The organism is Cryptosporangium japonicum (assembly GCF_039524755.1).
GTDB lineage: Bacteria > Actinomycetota > Actinomycetes > Mycobacteriales > Cryptosporangiaceae > Cryptosporangium > Cryptosporangium japonicum.
The window spans coordinates 238,616-253,261 of sequence record NZ_BAAAGX010000023.1; the positions used below are offsets into that span (position 1 = coordinate 238,616).

Here is a 14,646-nt window from a genome sequence, read left to right on the forward strand (position 1 = left end):
CGACAAATGAAGGACCCCTCGTGCACCCGCCAGAGCCCGCTTATCCTTGCTGCCTTCCGGCCCTGGGGAGGTTCACAGGTTACGCGCCGCACGAGGGGCTGGGTTGGAGTCTACCCGTAGCGGGTCGGCTACCCGGGACGGCCCCTCACTGGAGCACGCCCTGGAAGATCGACGCGAACGCGTACTCGTCCTGGTCGACGCCGCTGCAGTTCGCGACCGGCTGCTTCGTGACGTCGGCACCGCATTGCGTGTCGCGCCCGGCCGACCAGTAGCTGAGCATCCCGACGCTGTTCTTGGTCGCGAACTCGGTGACGGTCTTCGCGTTGTCCAGCGAGAACGTCTCGGTGGTGAGGTCGTTCACACCGATCATCGGCGTGATACCGACCATGCCCCAGGCGTCCGCGGAGTCGATGCCCTGGATGGTCTCGATCTGCGAGTGCAGACCGGTGGCGGCCGCGGTGGCCGCCGCCGCCATGTCCTGGGGCGCGACGGTGCCACCGAAGTTCATCGTCATCAGGTTGATGCGGTCGATCGCCACGCCGGCGTCGACGGCCGCGACCCACGGGGCGGTGTTCGCCGCACCGGCGGCCGTGGTCGCGTCGGTGGGCGACGCCGCGGCGAGCGTGAACGACACCTTCAGGTCGGGGTTCTTCTGCTGCAGCGCGAGGATCGCCTTGGCGCGCACCTCGTTGGCCTCGGCGTCGGCCACCCGTTCCTCGCCTTCGACGTCGAAGTCCAGGTACCGGACGCCGAGGTCGACCAGCTTCTGCAGCTGCTCCTGCGTGGTCTCGGCGTCTCCACAGGCCTGGGCGACGTCACCTCCGCTGGCACCGCCGGTGGACACGATCACCTCGATGCCCTTGTTCACCGCCGCGGCGATCTCGTCCTGGTACTTGTCGAGCGCGGTCGTGCCGTCCCAGGTGAGGTCGCACTCGTCGCCCTTGGTGATCGCGAACCCGAGGTGCAGGCCGTTCGCACCGGTCTTCTGGGCGATCTCGCTGAGCGACGGCCGGTCGGCCAGCGTGACGTAGACGTAGGGCGCGTAGACCGTGCCCAACTCGGTCTTCGCCGTGACGGTGCCGCTCTTGTCGTCGTCCCCGTTGCGCAAGAAGACGACCGCCGTGGCCGCGGCCGCGAGAATCGCGACGACCGCGACCCCGATCAGCACCCACCGGCCGTTTTCGTTCCGCCTCCGCTGGCCCCTCGCCACGAGTCCTCCTGCCACTGCCGGGCGCTACCCGGGCTGCCCAAGCCCGCCGGCGTCATCGTGTCATCGAGCGAGCACGGACGGAGACCTGGGGTCATCGGCCTTGTCGACACCGATCGTGGCGGGTCCGGGCAAGAGCGAGCTGTGCGCCGGGGACACCGGCGTACGAACCACGGCCGCGCGTCCGGTAACCTGTCCGGCGGAGGATTCGCCTAGAGGCCTAGGGCGCACGCTTGGAAAGCGTGTTGGGGGCAACCCCTCACGAGTTCGAATCTCGTATCCTCCGCCAGCCTGGCTGACCAGGCACAACGAAAGGCCCGGTCCACGGATGGACCGGGCCTTCGTGCTAGCCGGGGTGTCAGCCCGCCTTACGGGGGCGACCCCGGCCGGGCCGGTCGCTGACGAGACCGATCGCCACCGCGGCCGGGCGGGTACCGAGCGCAGCGAGCGCCTTGTCCTGGCTCGCCAGGTGACGGAGCACCTTGTCGATGGCCGGTTCGTAGTTCGACCGCGTCGCACCGCCGGTACCGGCACGCCACGCGCCGATCTTGGTGTCGTACGACGTGGACGCCAGGGTGCCCTCGAAGAACTCGTGCACCTCGACCTTCTGACCGTTCTCGTCCTTCGCGGCGCGGAGGGCGGTCCGGTCCCAGGGCAGCTTCGCCAGCCCGTCGACGACGAGGTGCGGGCTGAGCCCCTGTGAGCGCCCAGCCGCGATGACGTTCGCGATGACGTGCAGTCCGGCCGCCGACGAGTGCACGTACTGCTTCTTGAACTGGGCGACGTCGATCGTGCGGGCGTGCAGCTGCCGCCAGCCCGGGATGCGCTCGTAGGCGTAGTCGAGCGTGGCGATGATTTCCTTGCCGATGGCGTCGATCGCGCCGTTCTCGTCGAGCCCTTCGATCCGGGCCTTCTCCTCGACGATCGCCTTGAGGATGTTCTCGCGCTGCTCGGGCGACCGGTCGCGGACACCGACACCGGCCATTGAGGCGGCAGCGGACCGAACCGCGGCGGCGGGGTACAGGTCCTCGAACTTTCGCCCCTTCTCAGCGGCGAGCTTCTTCGAGGCCGTGGTCGAGAGGTAGGACACCCGGTCGCTGAGCAGCCGGGAGTTCCGCGTGACGTAGAGCCCGAGCCGGTTCTGGATCGTGCTCCGGTCCATGACCGCGATCAGGTTCGGCGAGATCGGCTTCGTCGACCCCATCCGGACGAAGATCGTTCCCAGCGCATCGGCGTCGTCCTCGAGGAGAACCGTCATCTCGAGCGACGTCTTCTCCAGGAAGTGACGCACCTCGGCGTCGTGTCCCTCGACCGCGTTCTTGACCAGCGGCCACAGCTCCGTGGCCATCTTGATGCGGTGCTGACCGTCCTCGATCAGCGGGTTCGGCGCGTTCTCGTAGACGGTCACCATGACCAGCTCGACGTAGTCGGAGATCTTCTTCAGGCTCTCGATGTGGCAGTGCTGCTCGTCGAGAGCCACCGTGAGCGTTCCGAGGTAGGGCCGGTCGGTCGACTTGATCCCCTCGATGATCTTCTTCCAGTGGGACTCGGTGATGTCCCGGTTGCCCGGCACGTCGGTGCTGTCGAGGTCGTAGTCGTGCCGGTTGAGCAGTCGGTTGAAAGTGAACTGCTCCGCGACCTCCTGGAAGGTCACCGGGAAGGTCACCTTCTTCATGACCCCGGCGTAGGTCATGAAGGCGAGCTTCTGGAACTTGATCCCCGAGGGGATGTCCAGGCCGCGCAGGTCGGAGACGTCGAGCGGCGCGGTGTTGGCCGGGGTGGTCAAGGGTTAACCTCCAAGTAGTGCGAACGAGGCGTTCGCGCGATGCGGCCCGGCGAGCGCTCTGGACAAGTGATGCGCCGGGCCGCGCTGTCTTTGTAGAGATTAGCAGTTTATTCGCGGAGAAAAAGGCCTGGCCTATTTTCTGCCCGGTGGCACCCGTCCGCGCCCACTGCCTCCCCCGACGGCGATGTCGATCCATCGAGGCATCGGATGCGGCAGCCCCGACCTGAGCCGAGGCGCGGCCGCAGCAACCCGTACGAGAAAGCCCGGACCCACGGACGGGGTGCCAGGCCTTCGCCGTTTCCCGCCTACTTGCCGGGCGCGAACAGCAGGACCTCGACGCCCGGGAGATCTCCCAGGGCCTCGTCGATCAACGGACGGACCCGTGACCACGGCAAGCCGCCGTTTCCGCACCCCAGTGCGGGAACCGCGACCGACTGGACGCCGAGTTCGAGGACGACGCGGCGGAGGTCGCGGAGGCCGGCTTCGACGTCGGCCAGTGTTGATTTGCTCCGCCAGTGGGCCTTGGTGGGGAAGTTGACCACGTACCGGGAGTCGGCGTAGGCGCGGAAGTTGGACGGGAACGCGCGCTTGAAGTCCAGCGCGATTCCCTTGCCCATGACGCCGACCGTGTTGACGGCGTTGACCAGCGCATCCGCGCGGGTCTCGAGCAGATCACCCTCGACGTCCACCAGCATCTCGCCACGGTAGGACCCGGGTACGACAGGAAGCCGGGTCCGGCCCCGGGCATCAAGGCCGGACCCTGCGCCACCCCTGACGCACCGTCGGGTCGGGGTGGGCCCCGGCCCGTCGGCTGCCACCAGCGTGCGCCGTTCGTCGGTGCGCGTCGTTCGTCGCGGGCACGCAGCGAGTGTTCGCCTCACGACAAAAGATCACTGCTACCGGTACGCAACCCGGTCGAACCCGTTTGAGCACTTTCGCGGCCGTTAAGTGTGACGCAGACGACGAACACCCCCAACGGCGGAGGTCACCATGTACGGCAACTCGATCGACAGCGCGTACGAGGTCGACCGGTACCTGGAGCTGGCCGCGCGGATCGAATGGGAAGAGCAGGGCTCGGTCGAGCGCCCGCGTTCCGTCGAGACCGCGGCGGCTTACGCGCTCGCCGGCGCCGACCACGCCGGAGCCTGAAAGCGCTCAGCGCGGCGCCCACGCCCCCGGGGCCGCCACCATCTCGCTCACGTGCGACGGGAAGGTGCCCGACAACACGTCGGCCAGCGTCACCTCGTCCAGCACGTTGCGGACCGCGGCACGCACCGCCACCCAGACGGTCTGCAGGTTCTGCGCCGCACCCGCGTAGACCGCGGCTTCCGGCCGCTCACCGCGGACGCCGGCCAGCGGTCCGTCGACCACTCGGAGCACTTCACCGATGGCGATGGAGTCGGACGGACGCGCCAGCCGGTACCCGCCTTCGGCGCCGCGTTGGCTGCGCACCAGTCCACCCCGACGAAGGTCGGAAAGGATTGCCTCGAGGAACTTCCGCGGTAGCCCCTGTTCGTCCGCGAGAGCCTGGGCAGTTGACGTCGTGGGATCGTTCGCGGCCAGCGCCAACATCGCGCGTACCGCGTACTCCGCCCGAGCCGATATCTGCACCAACCCATCATGCCGGTTCGCGGGCCGCGCGTCCCACTCACCCCCGACCGAATGCATGGGATTTGCCGGAACACTCCGGAATGATTCCGGCTACCCAGCGCGATCGGCACTGCTCAGGTGCGGTCGGAGTCCAGTCCCCAGCGCCGCCGGAGCGAATTGTTCGCCCACCCGAACACGCCGTCGGCGATGATCCCGATGATCAGGATGACGATCATGACGCCGAGCATCTGGGCGTACTCCGACAACTCACGGGTCACCGTGAGCAGGGTGCCGAGCCCGCCGGCCTCGCCGATCGGGACGATCAGCTCACCGGCCATCAGGCTGCGCCAGGAGAACGCCCAGCCCTGCTTGAGTCCGGCCAGGATCGCCGGGAACGACGCCGGGCCGATGACCGTCCGGTACAACCCGAACCCGCTCGCGCCCATGTTGCGTCCGGCGCGGACGAGCAACGGCGGCACGTAGTCGACGCCGGCCAGGACGCCGTTGGCGACCGACGGCGCGGCGCCGAGCACGATCACGAAGAAGATCGCCGAGTCGCCGCCCTGGAACAGCACGATCGCCAGCGGGAACCAGGCGATCGACGGCATCGTCTGCAGACCGGTGATCAGCGACCCGAACGCCGCGCGCAGCACCGTGAATCGGGCCACCGCGAACCCGATGACCAGACCGATCGCGACCGCGACGGCGAACCCGAGGATCGCCCGCTGCATCGTCGTGGCGACCTGGCCCCAGAACGTGCCGGTTTGGATCATCTCCCACAGCGACGGGAACACCTCGGTCGGCGGCGCGAGGATGCTGCGCGGGCGCCATCCGGTCTCCACGACGATCTGCCAGGCCGCGATCCCGATGGCGATCGCGAGCACCTTCGGCCAGGTGCTCCGCCAGAGACGTCGGCCGCGGTCACTGCGCTCCGGCGCGGCCTCCAGCGCGTCGAGCCCGGCGAGTTCCTCGGCTATCGCGTCCGGCTCGCCGCCGGTCCGGCCGGCGGAGACATCAGCCGACATGGCGTCGCACCTCTTCCTTCAACCGCTCGGTCACCCGGCCGGCCAGCGCGGCGACGTCCGGTGAATCCAGCCGCCGCGGCCGGGGCGCTTCGACCTCGAACTCCTCGATCACCCGACCGGGCCGGCTGGCCAGCAGGATGATCCGGTCACCGAGCCGCACGGCCTCGCTCACGTTGTGGGTGACGAACAGCACCGTGAGGTTGCGCTCCAGCCACACCCGCTCGAGCTCGTCGTGCAGCGCGTCGCGCGTCATCGCGTCCAGGGCCGCGAACGGCTCGTCCATCAGCAGCACCCCGGCGTCGTGCGCCAGGGTGCGGGCCAGCGCCACCCGCTGACGCATCCCGCCGGAGAGCTCGTGCGGACGCTTGTCCACCACGTCGCCGAGCCGCACGGTCTCCAGCAGCTCCCGGGCCCTGGCTCGCCGCGAAGCCCGCCCCACCCCGCGCAGCTTGAGCGGCACTTCCACGTTCTGTCCGACCTTGAGCCAGGGGAACAGCGCCGGCTCCTGGAACATGAACGCGGCCCGTCCACCGTCGACCTCGATCGAACCGTCGGTCACCGAGTCGAGCCCGGCGACCAGGTTCAGGAGCGTCGATTTGCCACAGCCCGACGCTCCGACGAGGCAGACGAACTCACCCGGCCGCACTGCGAGGTCGACGCCGGACAACGCAACCGTTCCGCCCGGGTAGCGCTTGGAGACGCCACGGAGATCGACGGCGACGGTCACGGCTGTGTCACCGCGGTCTCGCCCTTCGCGGCGAGCACCTCGTTGAGCAGCTTCAGGTCGTAGAGGCCGTTCAGGTCGACCTTGTCGAGCAGGCCGATCTCCTCGGCGTGCTTCGCGCCGGTGGTTAGCGAGGACGCGATCGGGTCGTTGAGGAACTCCAGCGTCGGCCACGCCTTGGTGATGACGTCGAGCTTGAGCGGCTTGCCGGTGAGCTTGCCGATCTGCTCGGACACGGCCTTCTGCGCGCCGGCGGCGTCGCTCTTGATCGAGTCGTTCGCGTCGACGTGTCCCTGCAGGAGCGCTTTGACCGTCTTCGGGTACTTCTTGAGGAACTCGGTGCGGACGATCAGGTTCGTGATGACGAAGCGCTTGTCCGGCCAGAGGTCGCGCTCGTCGATCAGGATCTCGCCGCCTGCGGAGACCAGGCGGCTCACCCACGGCTCCGGCACCCACGCGCCGTCGAGCTGACCGGCGGTGAACTTCTCCAGGATCTGGGCGTTCTCCTGCGGCTGGATCTTGACGTCGCCGCCGCCGTCCTTCGTCGCGGTCAGGCCCTTCTCCTTGAGCCAGTACCGCAGCGCGACGTCCTGGGTGTTGCCCAGCTGCGGCGTGCCGATCTTCTTGCCCTTGAGGTTGGCCTCGGTGATGCCCTTCTTCACGACGAAGGCCACACCGCCGGACGCGGCACCGGCGATGACCCGGATGACCTCGCCCTTGCTCTTCGCGAACGCGTTCACCGTCGGGTTGGGACCGATGTAAGTCGCGTCCAGACCCTCGGCGAAGATCTGCTCGATCGCGGCCGGGCCGGCGTTGAACTGCTTGGTCTCCAGCTTGGTCTGGCTGCCGAGCGCCTTGGTGAACAGGCCGTTCTGGATCCCGACGAGCGCGGTGGCGTGGGTGAGGTTCGGGAAGTGGCCGAGCCGGAGCGTGCCGGCGACGCCGTCGGTGCCACTGGCCTCCGAGTCGTCGTCACCGCAAGCCGCGAGCGCACCCAGCAGCCCGAGCGAAGCAGAGCCTGCCAACAGTTGGCGGCGCGTAATCACGGCATCTCCCCAGAATATGGTGGCCAGATAAGACCTAGTTGCTCGGTAGAGATTGCAGGCTCGATGTCCCACCGTCAATACCGCTGAGTCGAGCAGCACAGCTGCCGTGAACCATGGGAAAGTAGTGACGTGCTCGTGGCCTCGCGGCAGTCGTCGGCATTGTTGCTGCAGCAGTTCTTCGGCACTTATCTGAACTCTTGGTTACGTACCGCCACAAAAGGTCGCGTCACTGCTCCGCCGGTCGTGATCACGGCGCCCGCCGGCGCATTTGCCGTCGGCGACCTGCCCGAGGCGAAACTGATTCATTTCGACGAAAGTCCGGCCGCGCTGAAACCGTTGCTGGCCGCCGATCTCGACGCCCGGCGCGGCACCGTCGTCGGCGCGCTCCCCGAGCTCCTCACCGAGGCCGAGCAGGCCGCGCTGCTCCTGATCCTCGACGTCACGTCGGGCACGCTCCCGCTCGGCGACCTCACCGCGCTGCTCTCCGGACCACGCGCCGGGCGGTGGCCGAGCAGCGACGTCATCGCGTTCATCCGCGCGGACGCGATCAAGCGCGCGGCCGCGAACCTCGTCGGCAACGGACGTTCGCAGACCGCGCTCGACAAGCTCGATCGCGCCCTCGGGCCGGAGTGGCGCACCGAGTTCCACTCCGGTGGCCCCGGCGCGGCGGTGCGCGGGTACCTGCGTCGGCTCGAGGCGGCGCTGCCCGGGCGCGCCTGGCCGGCCGCCGTGCGGGTGAACCCGAACGACGAACCGGTGTTCTGGCTGATCCTCGTCACCAAGCAGCCGCACGGGGCCTGGGCCTTCGCCGACGCGGTGGCACGCGCACGCCGCGGCTGGCGCCGGACGTTACGTCAGGCCGGTGCGACGAAGAAGCCGAAAGCGCAGTTGGTGGTCGAAGGACTGCAGAGCGCCGAACGGCTCGCGGTCGGCGCGGAGCAGCACGAGGAGCGGGCCGTCGTCGAGAGCCTCAAGCAGAACCTGCTGGCCACCCGGCGCCGGGTCGGCGAATTCCGCATCTCCGACCGGCCGCGCGAGGTGCTCGACGGGCTGTTCGGCACCGCCGACACGGCGCAGATCAGGGCCGCGGTGCGCGAGCTGCACGCGGCCGGCAAGACCCTGTCGACCGGCGTCGGCGGCGACATCCGCGACCACGTCCTGCGCCTGCCGGACAAGCGCGCTACCCGCTAATCGTGGTTCTCGCCGACCACGTAGATGTAGCCGTCCGGGTCGGTGACCGTCAGGTACGTCGCCCACGCCTCGACCACCGGCTCGGTGACCTCGACGCCCCGACCCTTGAGGTCGTGGAACGTCGCCTGGGCGTCTTCCGTGGTCAGGGTGCACGGCGCGGCCGCCGTGTCGGGGAACACGTACCCCCCGGGCGGGGCGATGAGCGCGACCCGGGTGCGCGCGCGAGGTGGCGCGACGTCGATCCAGCGCGTGCCGTCGGCCATCAATGCGTCCGTGCGTAGGTCCCAACCCAGCGTGTCGACGTAGAACTCGAGCGACCGCTGCTGGTCACGGACATAGAGGACGACACAGTTGATGTGAGAGATCATTCGGACCCCCTGAGCACGGGCGACTGCGTTGTCGCCCGTGCCCAGAATGCCCGGAAAGTGAAGCTTCTACTCTACTGCCCGAGCAGAAACATATTCATGGATCGTGCCGCGGCCGGCCCGGGACGCCGCCTTGGCCGTGGAACCGGCCTGCGTCGTCGCCGCCGGCGGCTCCGGGTCGGGCAGCGCGGCGCACGTCGCGTCGACGATGCCCGGGCCGTCCGGTCGCGCCCCGGTCGCCAGGTAGTCGGCCAGGTACTTGTCCAGGCAGGCGTTGCCGCTCAGCGTGATGCCGTGGTTGCCGCCCTCCTTCTCGACGACCAGCCGCGAGTTCTTGATCTTCCGCCGCACGACCTCGGCGCCCGGGTACGGCGTCGCGGCGTCGTCAGTGGCCTGGAAGATCAGCACCGACTCGACCTTCGAGTTCGAGACGTCGATCGGCTGCAGGCTCTTGACCGGCCAGAACGCGCAGGGGGCGTTGTACCAGGCGTTGTTCCACGCCATGAACGGCGCCTTCTTGTACACCTCCCAGTTGTCGTTGACCCACGTCGACCAGTTCTTCGGCCACTTCGCGTCGCGGCACTGCACCGCGGCGTAGACGCTGTAGCCGTTCTCCCCGCTCGCGTCGATCGCGCCGAACGCCTCGTAGACGTCGACGAGCGCCGCCTCGTCCTTGTTGTTGACGTAGGCCGCGAGCGCGTCGGCCAGGAAGGGCCAGTAGCCGTTGTAGTAGCCGCCGGGGATGTAGGTGTCCTCGAACTCCGACGGCCCGACGACCCCACCGGCCGGCTTGGCCTTCAGCGCGGCCCGCGTGGCGTACCACTTCTCCAGGACGACGTCCTCGGACGTGCCGAGGTGGTAGTTCGCGTCGTGCTTGGCCACCCACGTGGCGAATGCCTGGTGGCGGGCGTCGAACGCGTAGTCCTGCTGGAGGTTGTCCTCGTACCAGACACCGGTCGGGTCGACGACGCTGTCCAGCACCATCCGCCGGACGTTCTTCGGGAACAGCTTCGCGTAGACCGCACCGAGGTAGGTGCCGTACGAGTACCCGAAGTAGTTGATCGTCTTGGCGCCGAGGCCCAGCCGGATCTGGTCCATGTCCTTCACGGCGCTGAGCGTGTCGATGTACTTCAGCAGGCTGCCGTACTTCGCCCCGCAGTTCGCGGCGAGGCTCTTCACCCGCTTGAGGTTGGCCTCCATGTCGGCCTTGGTCTTCGGCACCGAGTCGGGCCGGACCGGCTTGAAGAAGCCCTCCGCGCAGTTGAGAGCGGGTTCGCTCTTACCGACCCCACGCGGGTCGAACCCGATGACGTCGTACTGTGCGGCGACCTCCTTCGGCAGGTTCTTGGCGACGAAACCGGCGAGCGAGAGCCCGGAGCCGCCCGGACCACCGGGGTTGACGAGCAAGGCACCCTGCGACGTGGCCGCGGTGTGCGGTATGCGAGAGACCGCGAGCGTGATCTTGCGGCCGCTCGGGTTGTCGTAATCGAGCGGGACGGAGACCTTGCCGCACTGGAGCGTGGGGTAGGTCTCGGTGGCGCACGCCGTCCAGGTGATCGGGGCGGGTGCCTGCGCTTGTGGCGCGGTGAGTGGCGCTGCGACGGCCGGTGACACCAGCGCCGGCGAGATCAGCCCGGCTAAGGCGATCCCGACGACAGCCAGTGCTGAGCGTCGTCCCATAAAAAGCCTCCGTGCTCAGCGAGGGTCGACTGCTGACCGTGCCGATCCTGGCGGAGCCACAGCCGCTTCACAGCCAGTAATTCGATAAACCCCCGGATGACCGCGTACCGGGTTTATTCTGCGCGGTTCGTATAACCCGGATTAGTCGTCGCTTTCAGCCCCGTATTCGTCGTCGTACAGGGCGGACCAGTCGTAGTGCAGCCGCCACAGGTGCGCCGGCATGACGTGCAGCGCGACCTCCACCGGGCGGTCGTCGGCGTCCCGCGCGACGTGCGTGATGTGGATGACCGGCTGGCCGTCCTCCAGGTCCAGGGCGCGGGCCTCGGCGTCGGACGCCACCCGCACCGTCACGTCCTCGTCGAACCGCGCCGGGCCGTGCCCCCGCTCGGCCAGGTACGCGTAGACGGCGCCGCTTCCGGCGTCGGACTCGAGCAGTTCGGCGCCGTCGGGTTCGAGCAGCCCGGCGTCCTCGGCGATGTCCCAGGGAAGGTAGGCGTCGGCGAGCCGGGTGGGCTCGTCGTCGGCGAACAACCGGCGGTGGCGCACCACGACCGGGTCACCCGCGTCGATGCCGAGCGCGACGGCGACCTCGGTGGACGCCTCGACCTTGCTCACCTCGGTGCACTCGGCCCGGGGCGAGAGGCCGAGCGCCCGACCCTCGAGCTCGGCGGCGCGCGGGTTGGCGTAGCGGTAGCGGGCGTCGCGGGTGATCCGCGGGGTGCTGCGGACGTACGTGCCGGACCCGCGTCGGACGCGCACCAGGCCGGCCGTGCGGAGCAGGCTGATCGCCTTGTTCACGGTGACGCGCGAGACACCCAGCTCGGAGGCGAGCTCCGGCTCGCTGGGGACGGGGTCGTCGGGCTGGTAGACGCCGGTTTCAATGCGTTCGCGGAGCAGGTCGGCGATTTGCCGGTACTGAGACTTCGGCGGCTCGACCATCCACACCCCCTTACCGGTATCTAAGGGACATATACCCCTACCGGCAAGACGTCATACGTCCGCGGCGCCGTCAGCCCTCCCCCGTTGACATCGAGGACTGGCAGCGCCGCGGACTGCTTGAATCCTTTCGGCGCGGCCGCCCGTGGTTCTCCCCGAAACGTGCCACCTACGGTGGGTTCGTGGATCTGATCGGGCTGGGGGCGCTGAACCTCGACCACGTGGTCCGTGCGTCGTCGGTCGGTCTGCCGGTCGCGCGCGGCGCCGAGGGCCGCGTTCCCGCCGAGGTCGTCAGGCCGCTGCTCGGTGAGCACCCGGCGCTGGGCGGCTCGGCGTTCAACACGGTGTCGACGCTGGCCGGGCTCGGCCTACGGCTGGGGTACGTGGGGGTGGTGGGGTCGGACGCAGCCCATGTCTCCCGGCTCGCCTCCCTCGGCGTCGACCACCGCTTCGTCTTCCGGGCCGAGGGGCTGACCGGCGCATGCGTCTCCGTGGTGGAGGCTGCCGACCGGACGTTGCTGGTACATCCCGGCGCGAACGACGCGATGGCCGGCTTCGTCGACCGGGCCACGCAGTACCTGATGTCGGCCCGGATCGTGCACGTCACCTCATTCCTCGACGAGCAGACACCGATCCACTTGGCCGCGGCGCTGCGTGCAGCCCGGGCGCGGGGTGTACTGCTCAGCCTCGATCCGGGCCATGAATGGGCGACAAACCCGTCCCCCGCCGTTCAGGATCTGATCGACCAGGCCGACTACCTGTTCCTGAACCCGACCGAATTCGCGGCACTGGGCCCGAACAACGGCGTGACCGTCGTGAAAAGCCCGGAGGGAATTCGCGAGTTCCGGAACGGCACGATTCGTTTCACCGGCCACGAGCCGTTGGCGCCCGAAGAGATAACGTCACCGACGGGTGCGGGCGACGCCTTCGCCGCCGGCTACCTGGCCGGCGTGCTCTCCGGAACAGGCCCCCTCTCCCCGGCCACCCAAGGCCTCTCCCTAGCCCGCCGAAAACTCCACGGGGGCTGAGAAACACGAACGCCCGGCCGGGTCCGCTGGGACCTGCCGGGCGTTGGGACTCGCTGGCGGTGGCGGCTTGCCCGGCTCAGTCGACGACCCGCATACTCGGTGTATGACATCTGTACGACAGCAACGCGAGGGGATCGCCAAGCAACCGGAAGCGACGCGCAAACGAACCCCGAGTCAACCACGTGCGCGTCGTTCCTCGGCCGACATCGGTCCCAGCAAGCTTGCGCAAGTTCGACTCCGTGCCGACGAGATGGATGCCCTTCAACTGGTCATGCGCACGCTGGGTCTTGCATCGACGTCAGACGCCCTCCGTGAAGGCCTGCGGCTTCTCGCTCACGAAGCCGCAGAGGTAGAGGCAGCGAAGGAAATCCGCGCCTTCTACGGCAAGGGGCCGGCGCCCCTGCCAGACGGTGTTGCGCCACCGACCGAAGCGGAGCTCGCCGCTGCTGACGAGATCGAATGGTGAGTTCCGATGTCGCCTTTCGCGGTGAGGTCTGGGGGTGCGCATTTCCGCAGCCACTTGGACCGCACCCCGCTCTGATCCTGACGGCCAACCGTATTGCCGCACCGCTGTCAGCGGTGACGGTCGCCCTCATAACAGGAACTTCGGGACCAGAGTCCACACACGTCCGGATCGGACCCGAGTCTGGCGTCACCCGCTACGACGAATCCTTCGTCAACTGCTCCGACATCCATACCGTCGCTAAGCCGCGGCTCCGGCGCAGACTGGGACTAGTAGCTCCCAGTGAGCTGCGACGGGTGGAGGAGACGATCCAGTTGGTTCTTGGCCTGAAGTGACGGCTCACACGAGCATGAGCCGCCTTGGAGAGGCTTCGCGCCGTTGCAGAGGCCGCGAGTCACCGATGAGCACGCCGAAAACTGAGACTGAACACGACGAAGGGCCGGTTCCTCAACGGAACCGGCCCTCACGTTTGACCAGGTAAATGGCGGTGGCGGTGGGATTTGAACCCACGGAGGAGTTGCCCCCTCACACGCTTTCGAGGCGTGCTCCTTCGGCCGCTCGGACACGCCACCGCCGAAGACGATACCGGATCCGGCCCGGCGGTCCGAATCGCGGCCCCGGGCGCCGGGGGACAGCTAGCGGTGGGCGGCGAAGAAGGAGTCGAGGAGGGCGGCGCACTCCTGCTCCAACACGCCGCCGAGCACCTCGGGGCGGTGGTTCAGGCGGCGGTCGCGGACGACGTCCCACAGGGAGCCGGCCGCGCCGGCCTTGGGGTCCCAGGCGCCGAAGACGACCCGGTCGACCCGCGCGAGCACCAGCGCACCGGCGCACATCGTGCAGGGCTCCAGCGTCACGACGAGCGTGCAACCGGACAGCCGCCAGGTGCCGAGCGCTCCGGCGGCCCGCCGCAGGGCCAGCACCTCGGCGTGGGCAGTGGGGTCACCCGACGCCTCACGCTCGTTGCAGGCCCGTGAGAGCTCCGCTCCGGACGCATCCAGCACCAGTGCACCAACCGGCACGTCCCCGGTCACCAACGCGCCCTCAGCGACCTCCAGCGCCGTACGCATGGAGGCCGCAGGGGACGTGTTCACTCGCCGCGCAGCTGGGTCAGTGCCTCGGCGCTGCCGATCTTGCGCGAGATCGCCAGCATCACGTCCGACGGCAGCATCCCCTCGTGCGCGCACAGCGCCAGCAGATCACGCGCCGACACCCCGAGGTCGGCGAGCAGGTCCGCCTCGCCGACCGGCACGCCGAGCAGCTCCGGTTCGTCGGAATCGTCGGAGGACGAGGACACGTCGATCTCGTCGAGTTCCTCGAGCAGCACCGCGCCGACCCGCGACTCCTCCGCGAACGACGCATCCGACGCGAAGATGCGCATCTCGTCGCCGTTGTCCAACCGGAAGACGACCAGGAACTCGTCGTCGGCCTCGACGAACATCAGCGCCAGCGTGGCGTCCGGATCGACTTCGCGCAACAGATCCGCGGCGTCGTCCGTGTCTTCGATCTCGTCCAGATCGAGCTCAGTGGCGACCCATCCCTGGCGTGGACGGGCCAAGGCAGCAGCAAAATACGACACGTCCACAGCATCGGTCCCGGCGTCGCCGG

17 protein-coding genes, 2 tRNA genes and 1 other RNA gene are annotated in these 14,646 nt (G+C 68.7%); 6 read left to right on the plus strand and 14 right to left on the minus strand.

Annotated elements, in window-relative coordinates; translation table 11 throughout:
- Nucleotides 1-6: 6 nt before the first annotated feature.
- Both ffs and ABD437_RS28945 read right to left on the minus strand, forming a co-directional pair.
- Nucleotides 7-103: signal recognition particle sRNA small type (gene ffs / locus ABD437_RS28940), an RNA gene on the minus strand.
- A 42-nt stretch (nt 104-145) separates the two neighbouring features.
- Nucleotides 146-1,168 (minus strand): glycoside hydrolase family 18 protein, encoded by a 1,023-nt coding sequence (locus tag ABD437_RS28945; protein ID WP_344652093.1) that lies wholly within the window; start codon nt 1,166-1,168, stop codon nt 146-148.
- A 240-nt stretch (nt 1,169-1,408) separates the two neighbouring features.
- On the opposite strand from ABD437_RS28945, the gene ABD437_RS28950 reads away from it, so the two are divergent.
- A tRNA-Ser gene (locus ABD437_RS28950) sits at nt 1,409-1,496 on the plus strand.
- A gap of 69 nt (nt 1,497-1,565) precedes the next feature.
- Here ABD437_RS28950 and ABD437_RS28955 read toward each other — a convergent pair.
- Entirely contained in the window at nt 1,566-2,993 is a 1,428-nt protein-coding gene (locus ABD437_RS28955) for a DNA sulfur modification protein DndB (protein WP_344652094.1), read from the minus strand.
- A 305-nt stretch (nt 2,994-3,298) separates the two neighbouring features.
- Complete coding sequence (locus ABD437_RS28960; RefSeq protein WP_344652095.1) at nt 3,299-3,688, minus strand: macro domain-containing protein; 390 nt, start codon at nt 3,686-3,688, stop codon at nt 3,299-3,301.
- A gap of 295 nt (nt 3,689-3,983) precedes the next feature.
- On the opposite strand from ABD437_RS28960, the gene ABD437_RS28965 reads away from it, so the two are divergent.
- A complete protein-coding gene (locus tag ABD437_RS28965) occupies nt 3,984-4,142 on the plus strand; it encodes a hypothetical protein (RefSeq protein ID WP_344652096.1) in 159 nt (52 codons plus the stop codon).
- A 6-nt stretch (nt 4,143-4,148) separates the two neighbouring features.
- Here the strand turns inward: ABD437_RS28965 and ABD437_RS28970 are convergent, their stop codons facing one another.
- The 4 genes from ABD437_RS28970 to ABD437_RS28985 form a co-directional block, all read right to left on the minus strand.
- Nucleotides 4,149-4,604, minus strand: a complete 456-nt coding sequence (locus tag ABD437_RS28970; RefSeq protein WP_344652097.1) for an RrF2 family transcriptional regulator — start codon at nt 4,602-4,604, stop codon at nt 4,149-4,151.
- 113 nt (nt 4,605-4,717) lie between these two features.
- Nucleotides 4,718-5,608, minus strand: a complete 891-nt coding sequence (locus ABD437_RS28975; protein ID WP_344652098.1) for an ABC transporter permease — start codon at nt 5,606-5,608, stop codon at nt 4,718-4,720.
- Nucleotides 5,598-6,335 carry an ABC transporter ATP-binding protein gene (locus ABD437_RS28980; RefSeq protein ID WP_344652099.1) on the minus strand — a complete coding sequence of 246 codons (738 nt, stop codon included), beginning with the start codon at nt 6,333-6,335 and terminating at the stop codon, nt 5,598-5,600. The genes ABD437_RS28975 and ABD437_RS28980 overlap by 11 nt, the downstream gene beginning before the upstream one ends.
- Nucleotides 6,332-7,360, minus strand: a complete 1,029-nt coding sequence (locus ABD437_RS28985) for an ABC transporter substrate-binding protein (protein ID WP_344652233.1) — start codon at nt 7,358-7,360, stop codon at nt 6,332-6,334. The genes ABD437_RS28980 and ABD437_RS28985 overlap by 4 nt, the downstream gene beginning before the upstream one ends.
- 147 nt (nt 7,361-7,507) lie before the next feature.
- Here ABD437_RS28985 and ABD437_RS28990 point away from each other — a divergent pair, with 147 nt between their 5' ends.
- Complete coding sequence (locus tag ABD437_RS28990) at nt 7,508-8,569, plus strand: class I SAM-dependent methyltransferase (protein WP_344652100.1); 1,062 nt, start codon at nt 7,508-7,510, stop codon at nt 8,567-8,569.
- On the opposite strand, the gene ABD437_RS28995 is transcribed toward ABD437_RS28990, so the two are convergent.
- The 3 genes from ABD437_RS28995 to ABD437_RS29005 form a co-directional block, all read right to left on the minus strand.
- On the minus strand, nt 8,566-8,937 hold the full coding sequence (locus ABD437_RS28995; RefSeq protein ID WP_344652101.1) for a VOC family protein: 372 nt from the start codon (nt 8,935-8,937) through the stop codon (nt 8,566-8,568). The genes ABD437_RS28990 and ABD437_RS28995 overlap by 4 nt on opposite strands.
- A gap of 66 nt (nt 8,938-9,003) precedes the next feature.
- Complete coding sequence (locus ABD437_RS29000; RefSeq protein ID WP_344652102.1) at nt 9,004-10,614, minus strand: alpha/beta hydrolase; 1,611 nt, start codon at nt 10,612-10,614, stop codon at nt 9,004-9,006.
- A gap of 141 nt (nt 10,615-10,755) precedes the next feature.
- Nucleotides 10,756-11,553 carry a GntR family transcriptional regulator gene (locus tag ABD437_RS29005; RefSeq protein WP_344652103.1) on the minus strand — a complete coding sequence of 266 codons (798 nt, stop codon included), beginning with the start codon at nt 11,551-11,553 and terminating at the stop codon, nt 10,756-10,758.
- 179 nt (nt 11,554-11,732) lie between these two features.
- Here ABD437_RS29005 and ABD437_RS29010 point away from each other — a divergent pair, with 179 nt between their 5' ends.
- From ABD437_RS29010 to ABD437_RS29020, 3 genes are all read left to right on the plus strand, one after another.
- Nucleotides 11,733-12,578 (plus strand): carbohydrate kinase family protein, encoded by an 846-nt coding sequence (locus ABD437_RS29010; protein WP_344652104.1) that lies wholly within the window; start codon nt 11,733-11,735, stop codon nt 12,576-12,578.
- Nucleotides 12,579-12,681: 103 nt separating this feature from the next.
- Complete coding sequence (locus ABD437_RS29015; protein WP_344652105.1) at nt 12,682-13,044, plus strand: hypothetical protein; 363 nt, start codon at nt 12,682-12,684, stop codon at nt 13,042-13,044.
- On the plus strand, nt 13,038-13,376 hold the full coding sequence (locus ABD437_RS29020) for a type II toxin-antitoxin system PemK/MazF family toxin (RefSeq protein ID WP_344652106.1): 339 nt from the start codon (nt 13,038-13,040) through the stop codon (nt 13,374-13,376). The genes ABD437_RS29015 and ABD437_RS29020 overlap by 7 nt, the downstream gene beginning before the upstream one ends.
- A gap of 147 nt (nt 13,377-13,523) precedes the next feature.
- Here the strand turns inward: ABD437_RS29020 and ABD437_RS29025 are convergent.
- From ABD437_RS29025 to ABD437_RS29035, 3 genes are all read right to left on the minus strand, one after another.
- Nucleotides 13,524-13,613 (minus strand) — tRNA-Ser (locus ABD437_RS29025).
- Between the two features lie 63 nt (nt 13,614-13,676).
- Nucleotides 13,677-14,108, minus strand: a complete 432-nt coding sequence (locus ABD437_RS29030; protein WP_344652107.1) for a nucleoside deaminase — start codon at nt 14,106-14,108, stop codon at nt 13,677-13,679.
- Nucleotides 14,109-14,128: 20 nt separating this feature from the next.
- On the minus strand, nt 14,129-14,617 hold the full coding sequence (locus ABD437_RS29035; protein WP_425558273.1) for a tRNA adenosine deaminase-associated protein: 489 nt from the start codon (nt 14,615-14,617) through the stop codon (nt 14,129-14,131).
- Nucleotides 14,618-14,646: the final 29 nt, after the last annotated feature.